The sequence below is a fragment of the Faecalitalea cylindroides genome (assembly GCF_028321995.1).
Lineage (GTDB): Bacteria > Bacillota_I > Bacilli_A > Erysipelotrichales > Erysipelotrichaceae > Faecalitalea > Faecalitalea cylindroides.
The window spans coordinates 24,412-42,813 of sequence record NZ_JAQLXG010000004.1; the positions used below are offsets into that span (position 1 = coordinate 24,412).

The following is an 18,402-nucleotide window of genomic DNA, read 5'->3' on the forward strand; positions in this document are numbered from 1 at the left end:
TTCTTTATTTGTTTTCTTTGGTTTTTTCGTAAATGATCTTTAGACCTTTAAAAATCAAATTTGGATCGTATACATCAATGAGTTTTGTGTGGTTACATACGATCCTTCCTAGACCGCCTGTTGCAATGACTTTAAAGTCTTTTCCAACTTCTTTACGGAATTGCTTGATCGTATATTCAATGCCACCTAGATATTGATAGAAAATGCCGGCCTGCATTTCAGTTTGAGTGTTTTTAGCTAATATTGTCTTAGGCGGTTTGATCTCGATTTCAGGTAACTGAGCTGTTTGTCCCCAAAGAGCATTGGCGCCAGTTTCAATTCCAACACCAATTGTTCCTGCCTTAAAACATCCGTTTTCGTCTACATAATCATATGTAGTGGCAGTACCAAAATCTACGATTAGAACGGGACCTCCGTATTCATAAAAAGCTCCGGCACAATCCGCAATTCGATCAGATCCAACGCTTTTTGGGTTTTCTAATTGAACACTGATACCGCTCTTGATTCCAGGTGCTACCATAATTGGCTCGATTTCCATGAATTTTTTTATACCATTACGAAAGGAATGCATAACTTTAGGAACAACGCTTGAGACGATTACATCATCTACATCCGCTTTATGAATGTTGGAGTTATCCAAAAATGTTTTTAACATAAATCCATATTCATCGCTTGTACGTCTTACTTTTGTCGTTAATCGATAATTTCCAATCAATTCATCTTTATCAAAGATACCAATTGTAATGTTTGTATTTCCAATGTCGATTGCAACTAACATTTTGTTTTACCTTCTTCTATCTTCATCATTGTTTCTAATATTTTTTGTCCAAGCTCTTCTTTAGAAAGCTTAGGCAGGTGCTCAATCGAATCTTTTGTTAGTAAAGATACAATGTTTGTATCGGTTTGAAATCCTGCGCCAGAAACAAACAGATTATTTGCGATCAACATATCGCAGTTCTTCTTTTCTAGTTTTTCTTTGGCATTTTTATCAAGATCCTGTGTTTCCATTGCAAATCCGCAGATGATTTGTTTTTTTGTCTTGCATTGTCCTAAATAGGCTAGGATATCTGGATTTTTGACAAAAGTCATTTCAATTGTATCGTCACTTTTCTTGATTTTATGTTCTGCAATATTTTCTGGGCGATAGTCCGAAACAGCAGCAGCCATAATGATGTAATCGGCTTTATCTGCGTTTTGTTTGATGGCTTCAAACATATCTAAAGCACTGGTAACATCGATTGTTTGTATTCCTTCTATCTTTTCTAATTGAACTGGACCACTGACAAGAATTACATTTGCCCCCATGGCTTTAGCCGCTTTTGCGATTGCATATCCTTGCTTTCCGCTTGAGTGATTCGATATAAAGCGAACAGGATCCATGGCTTCCTGTGTCGGTCCGGCACTGATCAATACGGTTTTCCCGCTTAACTTATTTGATGTATTAAAGTAGTTGTCAATGGCTTCAACAATATCTGCAGGCTCTATCATCTTTCCTCTTCCGGTGTCGTTGCAGGCAAGGTGACCAACTACAGGATCAAGGATCTGATATCCAAGATCTTTACATGCCTGAATATTCTTTTGAGTAATTGGGTTTTCATACATCTGTGTGTTCATGGCTGGACAAATCATCTTGTGTTTGTTGCAGGCAAGAAATGTTGTACTTAAAAGGTCATCACTGATACCATGTGTTACCTTGGCAATGATATTTGCAGTTGCCGGCACGATGATCATGAGATCGGCCCACTTGGCAAGTGTAATATGTGCAATTGGATCTTCATTTGATTCATCAAATAAATCGGTCTCTACATAATTATGGCATAACGCTTCAAAAGTGAGTTTTGAAACAAACTTTTCGGCGTGTTTTGTGAGGATCACTTTAACTTCATAATCTTTCTTGGAAAGTTTGCTGACAAGATCGCAGGCTTTATAGGCAGCGATTCCACCGCTAACTCCCACTACTATTCTTTTTTTTGACATAGAATCTTTCCTTTCAGTGCTTTTAATATTATATATTAACTAGTTTTTGAACTCAATAAGGATAAATGTTAAAATATGTACATGAAATTCGTTGTTGCATGCGATTCGTTTAAAGGCTGTATGACATCAAAAGAAGTCGGTCAAACGATCGAAAAAGGCATATTAAAAGCTAATTTCCAACACCGAGTCAAAGTATTTTCCATGGCGGATGGAGGAGAAGGCACGGCTCAGGCTTTTTGTGATGTAATCAATGGTAAGATGGTTGATGTAAATACTTTAGATGCTTATCACAGAAAGATTCGTGCTGGAATCTGTCTTTCACAAGAGGAAGATATTGCGATCATAGATGTTGCCAGCTGTATTGGTTTAAGCATGGTAGATAAAAAAGATCGCAATCCCATGATTACTTCCAGTAAAGGTGTTGGCATATTAATCAAACAGGCACTGTCTTTTGGTGTGTCAAAAATCATCATTGGTCTTGGCGGCAGCAGTACCAATGATGGAGGTATGGGACTTTTGAGTGAGTTTGGAGTGCGGTTTTATGATTCCAATCGAGAATTGCTGCGTCCCAATACATATGCTTTAGGAAAGATTGCTTTCATTGACAAACGTGCTTTCTCGATTCCAAGTAATGTAGAGTTTATCGTTGCCTGTGATGTAAAAAATCATCTTTTAGGTCAAGAAGGCGCTACCTATATCTTTGGGAAACAAAAAGGTATTTACGAGAATCAAATGGAAGAAATTGATAGTTGGTTAAGACACTATCGCGATAAACTGGATCAGACCTTTCATGTGGATGTCAATGAGTTTGAAGCTTCTGGCGCTGCAGGTGGGATTGGTGCTGTGCTTTTAGGCATGTTTCATGCAAGAATGGTCCCGGGAATTCAACTTTTGACAGAATATGCCCATTTAGAAGACGAAATTTCAAAATGTGATATAGTCATTACAGGAGAAGGACAAACGGACCGGCAGACTGTATATGGCAAGGTTCCTTATGGAATTGCTCAATTAGCAAAAAAATATGATAAACCGGTTATTTGTTTGAGTGGGGCTCTAGGGCTTGGTTATGAAGAACTTTACAAAGAAGGCGTAATTGGAATTTTTTCAAGTGCAGATAGAGCAATGAGTTTTCAAACTGCTTTGAAGACAGCTTCTGCAAAGTTGGAAGCTTTGGCGTTTTCTGTTGTACGACTGATAGAAGGAGTAATTAAATATGAAGAAAATAAGTAAAATGATCCTGGCATTTTTTGTAGGGATAAGTTTGGTGGCTTGTTCTGTGCCGCAAGATGATTTTAAAGAAGTGGATATCACTGTTGCCGAAATTCAAGAAAAAATTGATAACAAAGAAGATTTTGTAATGATCGTTGAAAGGGATGAGTGTTCTTTTTGTGAAGCGATTGAGGAATATATTAATCAAACAGAAGGTGAACACCCAGGAATTACCTTATATAAATTAGATTCAACAGATTTTGGTTTTACATCTAAGGATGATGGTTCACAGACATTGGATTCGTCTACAGATGAAGGTAAGGCTTTCTTAGAAATTGCCCCATATTTTTATTACACACCAACGATGTATGTATTTAAAGATGGCAAGATTACCAGTTCAGCTGTTGGATTTGGTGATACAAATAAAACTGTTAGCTTAGGTGGCTTAGATGCTCCGATTGATTTTGATACGGCTGAAACACAGGATTTATGGGAGTTTATATCACAATGAAAAACATTGTGATAATTGCAACTGGTGGAACAATTGCAGGGAGTGGCAAAATTGGCGAAAGTGCCTCATATCAGGCCGGTACAATCAATGTAAAACAAATTGTTGATTCAATTCCTCAAATTGATACCCTTGCCAATTTAACAATGATCCAATTGTGTAATTTGGATTCTAATGACATAGGAATATCACATTGGAAAAAGCTTAGAGAATATTGTGAACGTTATGATAAAGATGATTCGATTGACGGAATCGTAATCACGCACGGAACGGATACATTGGAAGAGACAGCTTTCTTTTTGAATTTGACTTTAAATTGTCATAAACCGGTTGTTTTAACAGGATCGATGCGTCCGGCAACATCAACAAGTGCTGATGGGCCGATGAATCTTTATCAGGCTGTAGCATTAGCTTGTTCAACTGATGCCTATGATGCTGGTGTATTGGCTTTATTTTCAGATACTATATATTCAGGAAGAGATCTACAGAAAACAAACAGTTATAAAACGGATGCTTTTAAGATGGGGGAATTTGGAAGTTTAGGTTATATGCGAGATGATCAAGTATATTTGTTGAGTGAACCACATAAAAAACATACCCATCAGACGATATTTGCAAATTTATCTATTGATATTCTTCCTAAAGTTGGTATTTATTATGTGCACAGCGATTGTGATCCTCAGCTTTTAGAAGACATGATGAAACGTTATGATGGAGTTGTTATTGCGGGAACTGGTTCAGGGAACTATCCTTCTGCGATAAAAGATGTAATCGAGAAAAATGATGATTGTATACTTGTTCGTTCATCGAGAGTTATAGAGGGTGCAGTCTTTGATTCAAAGTATTTTGACCCGGAACTAAAAACCATACCGGCTCTAAAATTTTCTCCTCAGAAAGCAAGGATATTATTACAATTATCGCTTTTGGTCACGAAGGAGCCTAAAAAAATAAAAGAGATTTTCTCAATATATTGAAAATTGTTTCACAGATTTGAAAAATATTTCTTAAATGGTATAATAGTTACATGCTGGGAGGTTTTTCTATGAAAGAATTAGAAAACAATGCGTTTTTTTGGCAGAAACTAGATACGCTGATGTTTTCAAGTGATTGCACGATCGACAGACCGAAAGGCTCGACACATTTCAAATATTCAAATTTAGTATATCCAGTTGATTATGGATTCTTGTCTGATACAACAGCAGGATCTGATCAAGATCCAATTGATCTTTTTAAGGGATCTATTCCAACACATACTGTTGATGCGATTGCGGTTTCTGCAGATATCTTGAAAAAAGATTGTGAAGTTAAACTGCTTGTTGGATGTACAGAAGAAGAAATACTGGATATTTTGAGATTCTTAAACCAAACAGAGTTTCAGAAAGCAATTTTGATCCGAAGAGGTGATGAAACACCTATTTGGTCTACTAATGATTAATTAGTAGATCTTTTTTGTATGGATTATCGTTTGTGTTATCAAACGTTTTGTCAGAAGTTAATTCTAACAAAGTACTTTAATTAAAAAGAGCTGTAAACTTTTTTGTTTATAGCTCTTTAAAATATTTTCGGATAATTCTTTTTATCCAAAGATATCCTATTATGTAAAAAAGAAAGAATAAAAGTAAGATCCATATTGTATATTCTTTGAAAAGATCATAAAAAACTTGATAGTTAAATGGAGTGTATCGTGTAATAAAAGGTGTTAATGTAAACAAAATAATGGCAGGAAAATATGCCTGTCTTCTCCAATATTCACTTTTTGAAAAGCGTAAGAACAAGCAGAAACTATAGAGTAAGATAGAGAGTGAACTGGATAACCAATACATAAGACTGGCAGGCAATATCATCACAGGTGTGTGATTAAATATACTATGTAGTATCCAAATGAAAAGAAGAACAATGTAGAGAATGAAGGTCTTAAATAGGAAAAGCATTAGCAAGGTTATTGGAATATTATTTGTTTCTTCGAGTATTTGAATCGTTGATTTGTTCTTTGTAGGAGTACAAAGTGGTAGAATGTTTATCCATGTTATGGCAAAAAGAGAAAAAATAAGGAATCCATATCCATTATTCATCGGATTTGTGGCATCTCCAGAGACTGAAAAGACATAGAGAATCCATAAGGCAAAAATAAATAAAAGTATGTTCCATTTTGAGTCATTTTTGACCCATAGAGAGATAGTTTTTATCATAAAACTCACCTCCTGTTTATATATCTATGTTGTATATTTCTACTTTAATCATATTATGAATGGAGACTTGAATCAATTTAAACATGTAAATGATTTTAAAATTCAAATTTCTTTTATCTTGTTCGCTCTATGATATAATTAGACGCATAGAGAGGCAAATTCATGAAAAATAAGTTTTACGGAAAAAGATTAACTGTAGTTTTGTGGATCGTTTTGATTTTGATCATCGCGATTTTATGGTCTTTATTTATAAGTGGACCTAGTCGTGTTCATGAAGTTACGCTTCAAAATGATCTTGATCAGATTACAGAAGAAAATAAAGGAATTACAGGATTAACTGTACATCAATTTGACTATACAACTTATCAGGGATATACAGAGACAACGTTATATTGGTTTGACGAGAATTGCGAAGTTATTACTACTAGAGAAATTGCAACATTGGATTATGAAGCTGCTAAAGAAAAGGCTTCTACAGATTATGGAATCGAATGTGATACGATTGAGCTTGGATATGGTTATGATAATCCAGTTTATGAAATTCGTGGCAGCAATAAGATAATTCTTTTAGACTATGATACATTGGAACGAGTTTATCAGCGAGAGGTATAAAATATGGAAAAGATTTCTTGGGATGCACCGTATTTGGATCGAAAAGTATGGCTTCTAGAACATTTAGAAACACTTCATTTAGATGCTAAGGAAGCTTTAGTGTTGTTGTTAATCGATCACTTTAATACGATTCATGTCAATATTCATCATGAGTTATTGGCAACAAAACTAAAAATCAATGAAGAAGAAGTGGAAGATATCTTTAATGCTTTAGCAGAAAAAGGATATTTAAATTTAGATTTTAAAGATGGAAATATGGTTTTTGACATCAGTGGAGTTTATGCATTAGAAAATACATCTGAAGTGAATTATGCGAAATCTTTATTGGAAGAATTTGAAGATGAATTTAAACGTTCTTTAAGTCCTTCGGAAATGGATAGGATCTTAAATTTGGCATCAATTTATAGTGAACGAATGGTTATCGTGGCTTTGAATGAGGCAGCTTCTTATGATAAGCGAGATCTTAACTATATTGAAAGAATCTTGATTTCATGGACGGATAAGGGATTAAGTGTGGAAGATGTGGAGAATGGTAAACGATGAATGCGAATGAAATCTTGGATGAAATGGAAAAACTATATCCAAATGCAGAGTGTGAATTAAAGCACGAAACACCTTTTCAGCTTTTGGTTGCGGTTGTATTAAGTGCACAGACCACAGATGAATCCGTTAATAAAGTAACCCCTGCTCTATTTGCGGCATATCCAACTTCAAAAGCGATGGCTCAAGCATCTTTAAGTGATATTGAGTCTTATATTCGACGAATTGGTTTATATCGCAATAAAGCACGTTCTATTCTTAAACTTTCTCAAGATCTAGAAGAAAAATTTCATGGAGAGGTCCCTAGCTCTTACAAAGATTTGATGTCTTTGGCAGGAGTAGGAAGAAAGACGGCGAATGTAGTCCGCAGTGTGGCCTTTGATATTCCAAGTTTTGCGGTCGATACGCACGTGGATCGTATCAGTAAACGTCTAGGTCTTGCCAAGCCATACGATTCAGTTGAAAAAGTGGAAGAAAAATTAAAAAGAAAGATCGATCGAGATCGGTGGAATCGAGGACATCATGAATTTATCTTTTTTGGGCGATATCTCTGTCATTCAAGAAATCCTGAATGTTATCGATGCCCGTTTATAGACATTTGTAAAAAGGATAAGGTAGATGCTTATTTAAAGAAGAAGGCATAATATGAGAATTACAGTATTGGTGGAAAATACAGGACCCAGCGAATTCAAAATTGAACATGGGCTAAGCTTATATATTGAATTTAATGATAAAAAGTATTTACTGGATGCTGGTCCGAGTGATAGCTTTTTTAAAAATGCTCATGCTTTGAGTATAGATTTAGGTCGTGTTGATAAAGCAGTTCTTTCGCATGGGCATTATGATCACGGAGATGGCTTTATGGTATTTCTAAATCAATATAAAGATAAAGTGGTTTATGGGGCTAAAAATATTTTTGATGATTATTATTCAGGTTCAGGTGGAAGTGTTCATTATATTGGTTTAAGTTCGAAACTAAAACAAATGAAAAATCGTTTTAATACTATTTCAAAGGATACAAAAATTGATGAAAAAATATATTTGATACTTGATGATGTATCAAACACAAAAGAAATAGGTGTGCAGAAAAAATTATATAAAAAAGTAGATGACGTACTTCAGCCAGATAATTTTAATCATGAATTGAGCTTAGTATTTGATACCCCAAAGGGACTTGTGATTTGTAACAGTTGTTCTCATGCGGGACTGGAATCGATTGTAGACAATATAAAGAAAAGATTGAACAAGCCAGTTTATGCATATGTTGGTGGTCTGCATATGAAATCCACTAAAAACCATATTGAAACATCAAGTTTTACTGAGGAACAGATTCAAAATTTATGTATCTTTATCGAGAAGAATATACAATATGTTCTTACAGGTCATTGTACGGGGAATGTATCGTATGATTTATTAAAAAAATATCTAAAAGATCGTATTGATTTTTTGACAACAGGGAAAACAATTGAAATTTAAATCGTATAGAATTGTATGATAAAAGTGAAGTATATATCGCTTTTTTGTATATCGTGATGAAACGTGACAAAAAAGCTTTTTTTACGTCTTTTTTTAGCTTTATAGTTAAATGACAAGTACTTTCTTTTAACATATAATGAAAGCATAAAACAAATCAAAAATACCGCGGATCGATTTGTTTAAAGAAGGAGATGAATTTGCATGTACCCAAGGGTCGATAAGATCGAAACAGGAAAAAGAATTCGAAACTTAATGAAAGTTCGTGGACTGAAACCAACAGATATTCAAGACAAACTTTCATTATGCTGTGTGCAAACGGTTTATAAATGGATGCGTGGGGAAAGTATTCCGTCTATAGATATTTTGTATTCTTTGTGCGCCTTGTTACGTGTTAATATGGATTCTCTTCTTGTAGGAAATAAGGAACAGATCGTATTGGAAAATATGAATCGAGGCTTATGAGGAGAATAGCAGAATGGAAAACAAACTTTTAATTACACAAGCTTTGGATGAGCGGGATTTATTGGTGAAAAAAATTAATTCTAAAATAGAAAGAATTGATTTTGTGGATGGTAAGAAACGAAATGAAGAAAAAGTGATTCAACAAGTAATTACCAAAGAAGAATTTTGTAAGAAAGTTAAGACAAGTTATCAACAGATTCAGGATTTGATCAAACGATATCAAAAGATTGATGAAGCTATCATTACTTCAAATGCCAATACATATATTGAAACGTCATTTGGTACTTATTCTGTTGCGGTTGCTTTATCTATGCGTAATCGTTTACGAGAATTAAATGCTATGGATTTTGAAACCATACTTCGAAATAAAATGGAAGAAAATTATTATGAAGTCCTTGAGTTGAAAGATCTAAGAAATCGACGGTTGGAAGAAGATGCCGAGAAAATGCGACTTTCCATTTTAGGAAAAGATGGGAAATATAAAGATGATAAACCATTAAGTGTTGTTGATGCTTATATTAGCGAAAACACGGTCGAGTTGATTGATCCTTTAAATGTTTTAGACGAGATTGAATCTCTAAAAGATAAGCATACAACCTTGTTGAGTGAATTAGAGACTAAGATCAAAATCTCTAATGCGACAACCTTTATTGAAATCCACTAAGTGTCGCGCCTGTTATACGAAAACGTGAACTCAGCTTTTCCCGTAAAGGGGAGTTTAAAAGCGATTCAAAGTAGCTCAATGGTAGAGCACATAATTGATAATTATGTGGTTTAAGGTTCGATTCCTTACTTTGAATGAATGTGTTTTGTCATTGTTTGTTGAGTTACATGCTAGATAAATATTAATTTGGTTATTTGAATCTTTACCCTCCATATTTATTTAACGAATTTAAAAATCCATGATCAAGGTTTGGTGATAAGCTGATTGACCATCGGGTTCCCTCATGGCTGTATAACAGGCTTTTTGTTTAAAATGTTTTTTCTTTTCTTTACTAACGTTTTTTCAAAGACTAAAATAAACGATAGTGGAGGAATAAGATATGAATTCATTTGATTTACATATGCATTCTATGTATAGCGGGGACGGTCAGTTCTCACCAAAAGAATTGATTGACATTGCGGATAAAAAAGGTTTAAAGATTATTTCCTTAACAGACCATGATGCTGTAAAAGGTGTTAAAGAAATCACTGAACTTGGAAAAGAAAAAGGGATTCGAGTGATTCCAGGTATTGAGTGTTCAACAATTTTGGAGGGAAATGATGTTCATTTGTTAGGGTATGGAATTGATATTGAAAACTCATATTTTGTGAATTTAGCAGATCGATTGAATAAGTTAATGTATGATGCGTTTTATCTACGTGTTGAAAAGATCCAAAATAAATACGGAATCGAATTGGACGCTGATGAGTTGATTGAGGCAAGTTGTGGTAAGAATCCGTGGTTTTTGATGTGGACGAGAATTTTTAATGATCCTCGTTATCAGGGTATTGAAGATTTCAAAGATTATATTCCTGGAGGAAAAAGAAGTGATCCTGCTCCAGTAAACTTTTTCTGGGATAAATGCCAGGCCGGCAGCGATTTGTATGTTTATGTTGAGAATCCTAGCTTTGAAGATTCTGTCAAAAAAATTCATGAAGCTGGAGGAATTGCCGTAGTTGCACATCCTTTTAAAACTTTTTATCATAAGAAAGATTTGTTACAAAAAGCTCTTGACGCAGGCATCGATGGAGTAGAGGTTTTCAGCAATTATCATGCGCCAGAACACATTGAATATTATGAAGAATTTGCGAAAAAACATAATTTGTTGATAACATGTGGAAGTGATTTTCATGGTGAAAAGAAACCTAGTATTGAAATGGGTTCATATGGTTTAGAAAAAGATGGAAGTGAGTATATTAACCGATTCTTAAAAGCTTTGGAAGAATAATTCTTCCTTTTTTTTGAATTTGAAAATAAATTAGGCGCTGTCAGTTAATTGCTAAAAAATATGTGAAGTGTTAAACAAGTTAAAATCTAGAAGAAGTAGAATATTACTTTTAGAAATGATCCAGATAACTATATAGTTGTCTGGATTTCTTTCTATTTATATAGGTGCAGAATTTTTAGCTTTTTATGAATAAACTATCGTGATGTGGCTTTAAAAAGTCTAAATTCAAATGAATTTGTAAGTTAAAGTTATCCTATTTTCATCAAGCGTAAACAATAAAGATGACTTATTTTAACAACAAGCCATCCTTATCTATGTTGGAATTTTTTTATGATTTTAATTTAATCCTTGTTTAGCTTTTATCAATAGTTCAGAAGAAACACCGGTTATCTCTAAGATATAAGAATCCGATATTCCTTTCTTTAATAAGTTTTTTAAAATCATTAAAATACCATCTTCTTTTCCAATTTGTATACCTTCGGTTTTACCTTGGATTAATCCATCTCTTCTGCCTAAGATCATGCCCTCTGCTCTTGCTTCCTCTCTCATTCTGTCTAATGATTCACACATTACAATAACCTCCTTTTCTTCTTCCTTGATCTGTTGATACAGTTCTTCATCTTTTGCCATGCTGGCAATAACCAGTGCTACCTGCTTGGGTATGCCTTGTTTATATTTATTCCTTATCGTATTAAAATTGGCATTCAATATGTCTCTTGTGATGGAAAAGACCAGATCCAATTCCTTGTCCTTGTATTGATGTGTATCACTATGCACTTCAAGTAAATTCATCTTGTATTCGTTCAAGTGTTCTACATCTTTCACATCGAACATATCTTTCATGCTGAAATTGGTCTGCCATGGTCTTGTTCCATAATAGATCACGATGGTGATGCATGGGATCAATCTATCACTTGCCTTGATCCCGGATAGAAACTCCTCGCTGCTTCTTAGATCCTTCTTTTTCCTGTGTTCCTTTTCAAGTATATCCATCTGATCCTTATACACCAGGCAGTCATACTGCAGGATACGGTATGGCATAGGATAGTTCTCGATCAGTTGATTTTCGATGCCCAGATAATAGGAACCATATCTTCCATTCCACAACATCAGCACATCTCTTGTATAGGCCTGTATCTTTGGATCCACCAGCATCAGATTTTCTGGTTTGACGATCTCCTGTCCCTGATAGAGACAGGTATTGATCAAAGAGGCAAAGTGATGTGCATCCTTGAAGAAGGCATTGATTTCCTGATCAAACGTACCATAGCTGTTTTCTTTTTGTATCATTTTTTCACACCTCCAATATATCATGAGAGAACAGGATTGTCATTGAACCATGCATTTACGTTTTTTCAATACTCTCTCACTTATCTATCACACCGGAAATGTCCAAAATGACAAAAAAAATGAAATAAAATAATTATTTTTTTATATTTTATAAGAATGCAAAACAATGAGGGTGATCATTATAAAGATTCTGATATCTTTATGCATATATGTGTCATTCAATAGGGAATAGTGATATGATGGCTCTATAAGGAGGTATCTATATGTGTACCAGTTTTACGTATTATAACAACGATTTTTATTTAGGAAGGAATTTAGATCTAGATTGTGGCTTTGGTGAAGAAGTAGTCATAACGCCACGTGAATATAGATTTCAATTTAGACATGAACCAACAATAGAGAAACATTCTGCAATGATTGGAATGGCAACAATTGTCGAAGGATATCCTTTGTATGCCGAGGCGATCAATGAACATGGTTTGGGAATATGTGGTTTGGAGTTTAAAGGAAATGCCAAATACTTTGATTTAATGGATGGCAAAGATAACATTGCTCCTTTTGAAATTATTCCGTGGATCCTATCGAATTGTGTGACTGCCAAGGAGGCAAGAAGTTATTTTGAAAAGATGAATATAATTGACGAAGATTTTGCTCCTAACTTGCCATTATCACCTTTACATTGGATCATTGCGGATAAAGATGATTGTTTTGTGGTTGAGTCAACAAAAGATGGTTTGATGATCTATGATAATATTTTTGGAACTTTGACTAATAATCCGCCATTTCCATATCATCTTTCAAATATGATGAATTATTTGAATTTGACTCCAAAGTATCCAGAGAATCGTTTCAGCAAACGTTTGGATCTAGAACCATTTGCCAATGGAATGGGAGCTTTAGGTTTGCCAGGAGATGCATCAAGTCCTTCAAGGTTTGTAAAGACTGTATTTTTAAAAGAGAATATGACATCATCTGGAACAGAAGAAGTAAATGTTCAACAATATTTTAGAGTATTGAACCAGGTGTCTATGATCAAAGGTTCTGTTATCACAAAAGAAAATAGAGAAGATTACACTGTCTACTCGGCATGTATGAACGCTACAAAAGGAATTTATTATTATCAGACATATGAAAATATGCATATCAACAGTGTATGCATGCATGATGAAAATTTGGATTCTTCTGTGTTAATTGCTTATAAATTAGACAAAACTATAAATTTTTTAAAGTCTAATTCAAAAACTTAAGAGTTGATTTTAGTTATGTTATACTTTCTTTAATCAAGACAGGAGATCAGTTTATGAAGGATTTAAAATTAGTTATTTGTGATATTGATAGTACGTTGGTTGATTCAAAAAGGAATCTTATGCCTACGACAAGAGAAACGATAGAGAAATTACATGAAAATGGAGTTTATTTTGGAATTGCCTCAGGTAGACCTTTAGATGAACTACAAAGATATGCTAAAATATGGGGATTAAGTTTTGAATTTGATTTTGTGATTGGGATGAATGGATCTGAGTTATGGGATAATATTCATCAAAAGGAATATAGCTATTTCAAGTTAAAGAAAGAATGGATCAAGGAAATTATTGAATTTATGCGACCTTTTAAATCAAATTATTTTATCTATTACCATGATAAATTACTTGCCAAAGGAATCGACGATATGATGATCAAATCAGCTCATACAAGTGACAAGGAGATTGTTGTTGCTAAATCAGATGCCGATTTTTATCAGGAGGAAAACGCAAAGATCATGTTTAGGGTCACTGAGGATATCATGCCTGAAATAGAAGCCTATGTTGAAGCTCATCCTAATGAAAATTACAATGGATTTAAAACACAGACTACATTAATGGAATTTGCGGATAAACGTATTAATAAATCGTATGCGCTTAAAAAGATTTGTGAGATGAATGATTTTGAATTGGAAAATGTGGCTGCCTTTGGGGATACGACCAATGATAATGAGATGCTTGAGGTAAGTGGCTTGGGCGTATGTATGATCAATGGAAGTGATGATACCAAGGCAGTTGCAGATGATATTACGCTTAAATCAAATAATGAAGATGGTGTCGGAGACTATTTAAGGACACACTTTTTAGATAAACTTCAATAATTTTAAGATATTTTTGTTTTTTTACTTAAAATAAAGGAAATAACTAATAATGATTCTTAATTTTAATGGTTGTTTTACTTGAGTGTTATAGTAAATAGTTGTACAATGTAAGTGTTAGGAGGTTCGTTAACATGGAACTAAAAGGATCAAAAACAGAACAGAATTTATTAAATGCATTTGCAGGGGAAAGTCAAGCTTGTGTTAAATACCAATATTATGCTTCTCAGGCAAAAAAAGACGGGTATGTAAAAATCCAGAACATCTTTGAAGAAACTTCAAAAAATGAAAAAGAACATGCAAAATTATGGTTTAAAGCTTTACATGGAGGTAAAGTTCCAACAACAACAGAAAACTTAAAAGATGCTGCTGCCGGTGAAAACTATGAATGGACAGATATGTATGTAGAAATGGCAAAAGATGCCCGTGAAGAAGGATTTATCGATATTGCAGAAAAAATGGAAGGTGTAGCCGCTATCGAAAAGCATCATGAAGCTCGTTATAAGGCAATGTTAAAAGAAATTGAAGAAAATACTTTCTTCAACAAAGGTGAAGATACAGTTTGGATCTGCTTGAACTGTGGACACATTCATGTAGGAGCTCAGGCACCAGAAGAATGTCCAGTATGTGCACATGCTCGTGCTTACTTCCAGGAATTAAAAGATCATTACGAATAATTAAAAAATCTCGCTTCGGCGAGTTTTTTTTAGGAAAGGTTTTATTTTTAATCTGACTTTTCTTATAATAGATTATATGAAGAAAAAAATAACATCGATCATAGAGGCAAATAATTTATTGAAAGCAGGCTATGTATTAGTCATTGTTGAAAATAAAACAGCTGTATGCATTAAGGGAAGTGCATACTTTTTAATGAATGAGAATTGGCATACGAAAATCAAAGAAGATGATTTTATGGAGATGTTTGAAAATAACACATTCATGATCTGGGAGAATTCATTAGGTGAAGGAATATCTTTGCAAAAAGATGAGGAATATTATGCATGGAGACATAAATATCTTTAAATCGTTTGAAACGTTATGTTTTCAATGATATTATTCAGTTAAAGTTAAGAAGGTGTATTTGATGTCGATAATATCGTTTGCGTTAATTATTGTAATTTCATTTATAGCAGGAATCGAAGGGATCCTTGATGAGTTTCAATTTCATCAGCCTTTGGTGGCATGTACTTTGATTGGATTGGTAACCAATCATTTGCAAGAAGGACTCATTTTAGGGGGATTTTTACAGATGATGGCTTTAGGTTGGGCCAATGTAGGAGCCAGTGTTGCACCAGATGTTACTTTAGCTTCGGTGGCATCTTCAATTTTTATGGTACAGGGATTGAATGGAAGTGTTGCTGGTGAATATGTAATCTCAGCTTCTATTGCGATTGCAATTCCTCTGTCCGTAATAGGGTTATCTTTAACAAAGATATGTCGAACAAAAGCTATAGGACTTGTCCATAAAATGGATGTTGCCAGCGAAACGGCTGATTTTGGCAAGATTGAAAGACTTCAAATGGCAGGCATTTGTATGCAGGGACTACGTGTTGCTATCCCGGCAGCAATTTTGCTGGTGATTCCTTCTCATCTTTATGTAGTTCTTTTTGAGGCTATGCCGCAATGGTTGTTAGAAGGATTAAGTGTAGGAAGTGGTTTGATTCCAGCGTTAGGCTTTGCGATCGTAATCAATGTATTAGCTTCAAAGAAAACATGGTTGTTCTTAGCGTTAGGTTTTGTACTAGCGGCTTTACCAAATCTTACAACAATTGGTTTGGCAGTTATTGGAATCTCGATCACATTGATTTATATGGCTTTGGATAAAGAAGATTATTCAGAAAAAGAATCCTGATCAAATGAATGACCAGGATTTATTTTTTTGTTTCTTTGTCCTTTTTTGCTTTGTATTTATCTGAATCTAAGAAGAACATCGTAAATGTTGCTCTTGATAAAAGTGTGTTCTTGTCATTAAAGATAAATACTTCATAAACGCCTGTTGTTCTACCTCGCGAAATCTCTTGCGCGATACCGATGAGTTTTCCTCCTGTTCCAGGTTTGATATAGTTGATCGTTCCGGTAAGAGTTACACTATCTCTACCTGTTGCAAAAGAAGCTGCACCGGCTACTGTATCCGCCAGCGAGAATAGAGCTCCACCATGAACAAAACCATGAACGTTCAAGATTTGTTCATCAATGATCATTTCCACTTTTGCATATCCTTCCCTAACTTCTGTGACGCGCATGTCATTGGATTGAAGATATTGTGAACTACTGTTTAAGCGTTTCATTAAATCGTTATTGTTTTGAACTGTTTCCATCCCATTTTCTCCTGCTTTTTTTTAGATATTGTATCACGAAATGTGTTTGGAACAAGTCTTAGTTGGTGTTATAATAATGCCATTAAATTAGAAAGAGGGATATTCGTGTTTGATAATATAGTTGTGCAGATTGCGGTTGCGGTATTAATATTAGGATATGTTGGGTATACGACGTTTAAAAGTATTAAGCTTTATACGGAATATAAAAAAAATTTACCAAATTTTTTAAACACACATAAAGATGCTAAACTGTTCACAGATAATCCGATTTGGTGGATTGGTACAAGTGTCTTGGCTGTTTTTGCCTTTGTGATGATCTTTGTTACAGGGCAATTGGAAACAGAACAGGTATTCTATTTCCGCTTAGCTTATCTAGCAATTGCGGTTATTTTTGTTGGCCTTGCCTTAGAAACCTATGTTCGAAAAAGAGTGTATTTGATTGATGAAGGAATTTATTACATTGGGAAAATTTATCGTTTTCGTATGATGGCTAATTTTGAGGTTCGCAGTGGCATTGTTCAAAACATTCGTATTTTAATGAATGATAAGGAAAAATTGGAAGTTTCTAAAAAAATGGGCGTTTATATCAACGATGCTTATGATGAATGGAAAAAACAAAAGAAAGGAAAAAGAAAATGATTCCTTTATTTTTGTCAGATCTGGATGGGACTTTGATTCATGAAGAAAGCGCAATGATTTCTTCAGATGATGTGCAGGAAATAAAAAATTGGCAAAAACAAGGATATTTATTTGGCTTGGTAACAGGACGAGATCGGGTTTTCTGTATGAATCTTTTAAATCGTTATGAGATTGTTCCGGATTGTTTGATCACGTGCAATGGAGCAATGACGTTTTGGAAAGACCATCGGATTGATGCGTCTTTAATTGATTTATCTGTTGCTAAAAATATATTAAAAGAACTAGAGACGTATCTCGATACAATAGATCCTTTTTTTACAGCAGAGGATGGTTCAAATTATTTTCTTCGAGAGGATGATCCAAAACGTATACAGAAAGAATTTGCTTATCTTGGGTGGGTTCGAGAAGAATCTTTGAAAACATACTTGAAAAGCCGAACAGAAGGATTGGCAAAAATTAGTATTGCGGCTAAGAGCCTAGAGAATGTACAGCGTTTGCTTCCCGAATTTCAAGAGAAATTCACAAATGTGGAAGTGATGACTACTTCAAAAGATTATATTGAGATTACTCGAAAGGCAACCAATAAAGCACATGCGATGACAAAATTGATCGATCATCAAAATCTAAATTTAAAAGAGATTATATTTATAGGGGATGGATCGAATGATATTCCTCTATTTGATATGTTAGAATGTACATATGTAATGCGACATGCATCTGATGCGATACGAAAACATGCTCAATGGGAAGTTTCCAACGTAGCAGAGGCAATAAGGAAAGAAAGAGAGAGTCGATAATATGTCAAGAAAAAGAAAAAAGGGAGCAAAGGCTACGGCAGCTTCAATGGTCTTGGAAGTATTAAAGAAAAAGAATGCGGTAAATAAGGAAACAGCACTTCCGGTTGATGCATTCAAAGATTTAAAACTTACAACAACTACGTTGAGTTATACAATTGCCAATCTGGTAGAAGAAGGTGTTGTAGGACAAACAGAGGATGGAAAATTTTACTATGATGATGCAGGTTTTAAAGCCTTGGAAACAAAGTTTGTTCGCGGTTATGCGATGATTTTTATCATCCCTATTGCAGCAGTGATCTTAATTTATTTTATTCAATTTTTAATGAGATAGATGT

Annotated in this window: 24 protein-coding genes and 1 tRNA gene; 20 read left to right on the forward strand and 5 right to left on the reverse strand. The window is 34.3% G+C overall.

All coding sequences use genetic code 11. From position 1 onward, the window contains the following. Nucleotides 1–4 precede the first annotated feature (4 nt). Nucleotides 5–778 carry a type III pantothenate kinase gene (locus PND65_RS03405; protein ID WP_015535642.1) on the reverse strand — a complete coding sequence of 258 codons (774 nt, stop codon included), beginning with the start codon at nt 776–778 and terminating at the stop codon, nt 5–7. Beyond that, the gene (gene coaBC, locus PND65_RS03410; protein WP_087320730.1) at nt 772–1,977 is read right to left on the reverse strand and encodes a bifunctional phosphopantothenoylcysteine decarboxylase/phosphopantothenate--cysteine ligase CoaBC; all 1,206 of its coding nucleotides are present in this window, start codon (nt 1,975–1,977) and stop codon (nt 772–774) included. Before coaBC ends, PND65_RS03405 begins: the two co-directional genes overlap by 7 nt. Before the next feature lie 75 nt (nt 1,978–2,052). On the opposite strand from coaBC, the gene PND65_RS03415 reads away from it, so the two are divergent. From PND65_RS03415 to PND65_RS03430, 4 genes are all read left to right on the forward strand, one after another. Then, nucleotides 2,053–3,207, forward strand: coding sequence for a glycerate kinase family protein (locus PND65_RS03415; RefSeq protein WP_271990562.1), 1,155 nt, complete (start codon nt 2,053–2,055; stop codon nt 3,205–3,207). Further along, entirely contained in the window at nt 3,191–3,697 is a 507-nt protein-coding gene (locus tag PND65_RS03420; RefSeq protein WP_022355761.1) for a thioredoxin family protein, read from the forward strand. The genes PND65_RS03415 and PND65_RS03420 overlap by 17 nt, the downstream gene beginning before the upstream one ends. After that, nucleotides 3,694–4,668 carry an asparaginase gene (locus PND65_RS03425; protein WP_015535639.1) on the forward strand — a complete coding sequence of 325 codons (975 nt, stop codon included), beginning with the start codon at nt 3,694–3,696 and terminating at the stop codon, nt 4,666–4,668. The genes PND65_RS03420 and PND65_RS03425 overlap by 4 nt, the downstream gene beginning before the upstream one ends. A 68-nt stretch (nt 4,669–4,736) precedes the next feature. Next, nucleotides 4,737–5,129, forward strand: coding sequence for an inorganic pyrophosphatase (locus tag PND65_RS03430; protein ID WP_015535638.1), 393 nt, complete (start codon nt 4,737–4,739; stop codon nt 5,127–5,129). Nucleotides 5,130–5,235: 106 nt separating this feature from the next. On the opposite strand, the gene PND65_RS03435 is transcribed toward PND65_RS03430, so the two are convergent. Next, entirely contained in the window at nt 5,236–5,883 is a 648-nt protein-coding gene (locus PND65_RS03435) for a hypothetical protein (RefSeq protein WP_271990564.1), read from the reverse strand. 162 nt (nt 5,884–6,045) lie between these two features. On the opposite strand from PND65_RS03435, the gene PND65_RS03440 reads away from it, so the two are divergent. The 8 genes from PND65_RS03440 (at nt 6,046) to PND65_RS03475 (ending at nt 10,904) form a co-directional block, all read left to right on the forward strand. Beyond that, on the forward strand, nt 6,046–6,495 hold the full coding sequence (locus PND65_RS03440; protein WP_087158000.1) for a hypothetical protein: 450 nt from the start codon (nt 6,046–6,048) through the stop codon (nt 6,493–6,495). A 3-nt stretch (nt 6,496–6,498) separates the two neighbouring features. After that, nucleotides 6,499–7,038, forward strand: coding sequence for a DnaD domain-containing protein (locus tag PND65_RS03445; protein WP_022355376.1), 540 nt, complete (start codon nt 6,499–6,501; stop codon nt 7,036–7,038). Further along, the gene (nth, locus tag PND65_RS03450; protein WP_022355375.1) at nt 7,035–7,679 is read left to right on the forward strand and encodes an endonuclease III; all 645 of its coding nucleotides are present in this window, start codon (nt 7,035–7,037) and stop codon (nt 7,677–7,679) included. The genes PND65_RS03445 and nth overlap by 4 nt, the downstream gene beginning before the upstream one ends. Nucleotide 7,680: 1 nt before the next feature. Continuing rightward, nucleotides 7,681–8,511 (forward strand): MBL fold metallo-hydrolase, encoded by an 831-nt coding sequence (locus tag PND65_RS03455; protein WP_195191661.1) that lies wholly within the window; start codon nt 7,681–7,683, stop codon nt 8,509–8,511. 201 nt (nt 8,512–8,712) lie between these two features. Beyond that, on the forward strand, nt 8,713–8,973 hold the full coding sequence (locus tag PND65_RS03460; RefSeq protein ID WP_195191662.1) for a helix-turn-helix domain-containing protein: 261 nt from the start codon (nt 8,713–8,715) through the stop codon (nt 8,971–8,973). 13 nt (nt 8,974–8,986) lie between these two features. Then, nucleotides 8,987–9,637 carry a hypothetical protein gene (locus PND65_RS03465; protein WP_022355373.1) on the forward strand — a complete coding sequence of 217 codons (651 nt, stop codon included), beginning with the start codon at nt 8,987–8,989 and terminating at the stop codon, nt 9,635–9,637. 64 nt (nt 9,638–9,701) lie between these two features. Then, nucleotides 9,702–9,773 (forward strand) — tRNA-Ile (locus PND65_RS03470). Nucleotides 9,774–10,016: 243 nt separating this feature from the next. Further along, nucleotides 10,017–10,904 (forward strand): PHP domain-containing protein, encoded by an 888-nt coding sequence (locus PND65_RS03475; protein WP_271990566.1) that lies wholly within the window; start codon nt 10,017–10,019, stop codon nt 10,902–10,904. Between the two features lie 336 nt (nt 10,905–11,240). Here PND65_RS03475 and PND65_RS03480 read toward each other — a convergent pair whose 3' ends face one another. Then, nucleotides 11,241–12,194 carry an Rpn family recombination-promoting nuclease/putative transposase gene (locus tag PND65_RS03480; protein ID WP_271990567.1) on the reverse strand — a complete coding sequence of 318 codons (954 nt, stop codon included), beginning with the start codon at nt 12,192–12,194 and terminating at the stop codon, nt 11,241–11,243. A 263-nt stretch (nt 12,195–12,457) separates the two neighbouring features. Between PND65_RS03480 and bsh the strand changes: the two genes are divergently transcribed. The 5 genes from bsh (at nt 12,458) to PND65_RS03505 (ending at nt 16,165) form a co-directional block, all read left to right on the forward strand. After that, the gene (bsh, locus tag PND65_RS03485) at nt 12,458–13,441 is read left to right on the forward strand and encodes a choloylglycine hydrolase (protein ID WP_271990568.1); all 984 of its coding nucleotides are present in this window, start codon (nt 12,458–12,460) and stop codon (nt 13,439–13,441) included. A 53-nt stretch (nt 13,442–13,494) separates the two neighbouring features. Continuing rightward, nucleotides 13,495–14,316 (forward strand): HAD family hydrolase, encoded by an 822-nt coding sequence (locus PND65_RS03490; protein WP_087157995.1) that lies wholly within the window; start codon nt 13,495–13,497, stop codon nt 14,314–14,316. Between the two features lie 131 nt (nt 14,317–14,447). After that, complete coding sequence (gene rbr / locus PND65_RS03495) at nt 14,448–14,990, forward strand: rubrerythrin (RefSeq protein WP_015536279.1); 543 nt, start codon at nt 14,448–14,450, stop codon at nt 14,988–14,990. A gap of 76 nt (nt 14,991–15,066) precedes the next feature. Beyond that, complete coding sequence (locus PND65_RS03500) at nt 15,067–15,336, forward strand: hypothetical protein (RefSeq protein WP_271990569.1); 270 nt, start codon at nt 15,067–15,069, stop codon at nt 15,334–15,336. 61 nt (nt 15,337–15,397) lie between these two features. Then, nucleotides 15,398–16,165: a PTS mannose/fructose/sorbose transporter subunit IIC gene (locus PND65_RS03505; protein WP_271990570.1), complete on the forward strand. Its 768-nt coding sequence runs from the start codon at nt 15,398–15,400 to the stop codon at nt 16,163–16,165. A 19-nt stretch (nt 16,166–16,184) separates the two neighbouring features. On the opposite strand, the gene PND65_RS03510 is transcribed toward PND65_RS03505, so the two are convergent. After that, nucleotides 16,185–16,631, reverse strand: a complete 447-nt coding sequence (locus PND65_RS03510) for a PaaI family thioesterase (RefSeq protein ID WP_015536277.1) — start codon at nt 16,629–16,631, stop codon at nt 16,185–16,187. Nucleotides 16,632–16,736: 105 nt separating this feature from the next. Between PND65_RS03510 and PND65_RS03515 the strand changes: the two genes are divergently transcribed. Genes PND65_RS03515 through PND65_RS03525 form a run of 3 tightly spaced genes read left to right on the forward strand, consistent with a single transcriptional unit; the run spans nt 16,737 to nt 18,398 of the window. Then, entirely contained in the window at nt 16,737–17,270 is a 534-nt protein-coding gene (locus PND65_RS03515; protein ID WP_022356071.1) for a hypothetical protein, read from the forward strand. Beyond that, nucleotides 17,267–18,067, forward strand: a complete 801-nt coding sequence (locus tag PND65_RS03520; RefSeq protein WP_195376392.1) for an HAD-IIB family hydrolase — start codon at nt 17,267–17,269, stop codon at nt 18,065–18,067. The genes PND65_RS03515 and PND65_RS03520 overlap by 4 nt, the downstream gene beginning before the upstream one ends. Before the next feature lies 1 nt (nt 18,068). Further along, nucleotides 18,069–18,398: a hypothetical protein gene (locus tag PND65_RS03525; RefSeq protein WP_015536275.1), complete on the forward strand. Its 330-nt coding sequence runs from the start codon at nt 18,069–18,071 to the stop codon at nt 18,396–18,398. Nucleotides 18,399–18,402: the final 4 nt, after the last annotated feature.

Bases quoted from the DNA above. Each gene is read 5' to 3' on its own strand.
- PND65_RS03405 (WP_015535642.1), bottom strand. From the start codon at position 778: ATGTTAGTTGCAATCGACATTGGAAATACAAACATTACAATTGGTATC.
- coaBC (WP_087320730.1), bottom strand. From the start codon at position 1,977: ATGTCAAAAAAAAGAATAGTAGTGGGAGTTAGCGGTGGAATCGCTGCC.
- PND65_RS03415 (WP_271990562.1), top strand. From the start codon at position 2,053: ATGTACATGAAATTCGTTGTTGCATGCGATTCGTTTAAAGGCTGTATG.
- PND65_RS03420 (WP_022355761.1), top strand. From the start codon at position 3,191: ATGAAGAAAATAAGTAAAATGATCCTGGCATTTTTTGTAGGGATAAGT.
- PND65_RS03425 (WP_015535639.1), top strand. From the start codon at position 3,694: ATGAAAAACATTGTGATAATTGCAACTGGTGGAACAATTGCAGGGAGT.
- PND65_RS03430 (WP_015535638.1), top strand. From the start codon at position 4,737: ATGAAAGAATTAGAAAACAATGCGTTTTTTTGGCAGAAACTAGATACG.
- PND65_RS03435 (WP_271990564.1), bottom strand. From the start codon at position 5,883: ATGATAAAAACTATCTCTCTATGGGTCAAAAATGACTCAAAATGGAAC.
- PND65_RS03440 (WP_087158000.1), top strand. From the start codon at position 6,046: ATGAAAAATAAGTTTTACGGAAAAAGATTAACTGTAGTTTTGTGGATC.
- PND65_RS03445 (WP_022355376.1), top strand. From the start codon at position 6,499: ATGGAAAAGATTTCTTGGGATGCACCGTATTTGGATCGAAAAGTATGG.
- nth (WP_022355375.1), top strand. From the start codon at position 7,035: ATGAATGCGAATGAAATCTTGGATGAAATGGAAAAACTATATCCAAAT.
- PND65_RS03455 (WP_195191661.1), top strand. From the start codon at position 7,681: ATGAGAATTACAGTATTGGTGGAAAATACAGGACCCAGCGAATTCAAA.
- PND65_RS03460 (WP_195191662.1), top strand. From the start codon at position 8,713: ATGTACCCAAGGGTCGATAAGATCGAAACAGGAAAAAGAATTCGAAAC.
- PND65_RS03465 (WP_022355373.1), top strand. From the start codon at position 8,987: ATGGAAAACAAACTTTTAATTACACAAGCTTTGGATGAGCGGGATTTA.
- PND65_RS03475 (WP_271990566.1), top strand. From the start codon at position 10,017: ATGAATTCATTTGATTTACATATGCATTCTATGTATAGCGGGGACGGT.
- PND65_RS03480 (WP_271990567.1), bottom strand. From the start codon at position 12,194: ATGATACAAAAAGAAAACAGCTATGGTACGTTTGATCAGGAAATCAAT.
- bsh (WP_271990568.1), top strand. From the start codon at position 12,458: ATGTGTACCAGTTTTACGTATTATAACAACGATTTTTATTTAGGAAGG.
- PND65_RS03490 (WP_087157995.1), top strand. From the start codon at position 13,495: ATGAAGGATTTAAAATTAGTTATTTGTGATATTGATAGTACGTTGGTT.
- rbr (WP_015536279.1), top strand. From the start codon at position 14,448: ATGGAACTAAAAGGATCAAAAACAGAACAGAATTTATTAAATGCATTT.
- PND65_RS03500 (WP_271990569.1), top strand. From the start codon at position 15,067: ATGAAGAAAAAAATAACATCGATCATAGAGGCAAATAATTTATTGAAA.
- PND65_RS03505 (WP_271990570.1), top strand. From the start codon at position 15,398: ATGTCGATAATATCGTTTGCGTTAATTATTGTAATTTCATTTATAGCA.
- PND65_RS03510 (WP_015536277.1), bottom strand. From the start codon at position 16,631: ATGGAAACAGTTCAAAACAATAACGATTTAATGAAACGCTTAAACAGT.
- PND65_RS03520 (WP_195376392.1), top strand. From the start codon at position 17,267: ATGATTCCTTTATTTTTGTCAGATCTGGATGGGACTTTGATTCATGAA.
- PND65_RS03525 (WP_015536275.1), top strand. From the start codon at position 18,069: ATGTCAAGAAAAAGAAAAAAGGGAGCAAAGGCTACGGCAGCTTCAATG.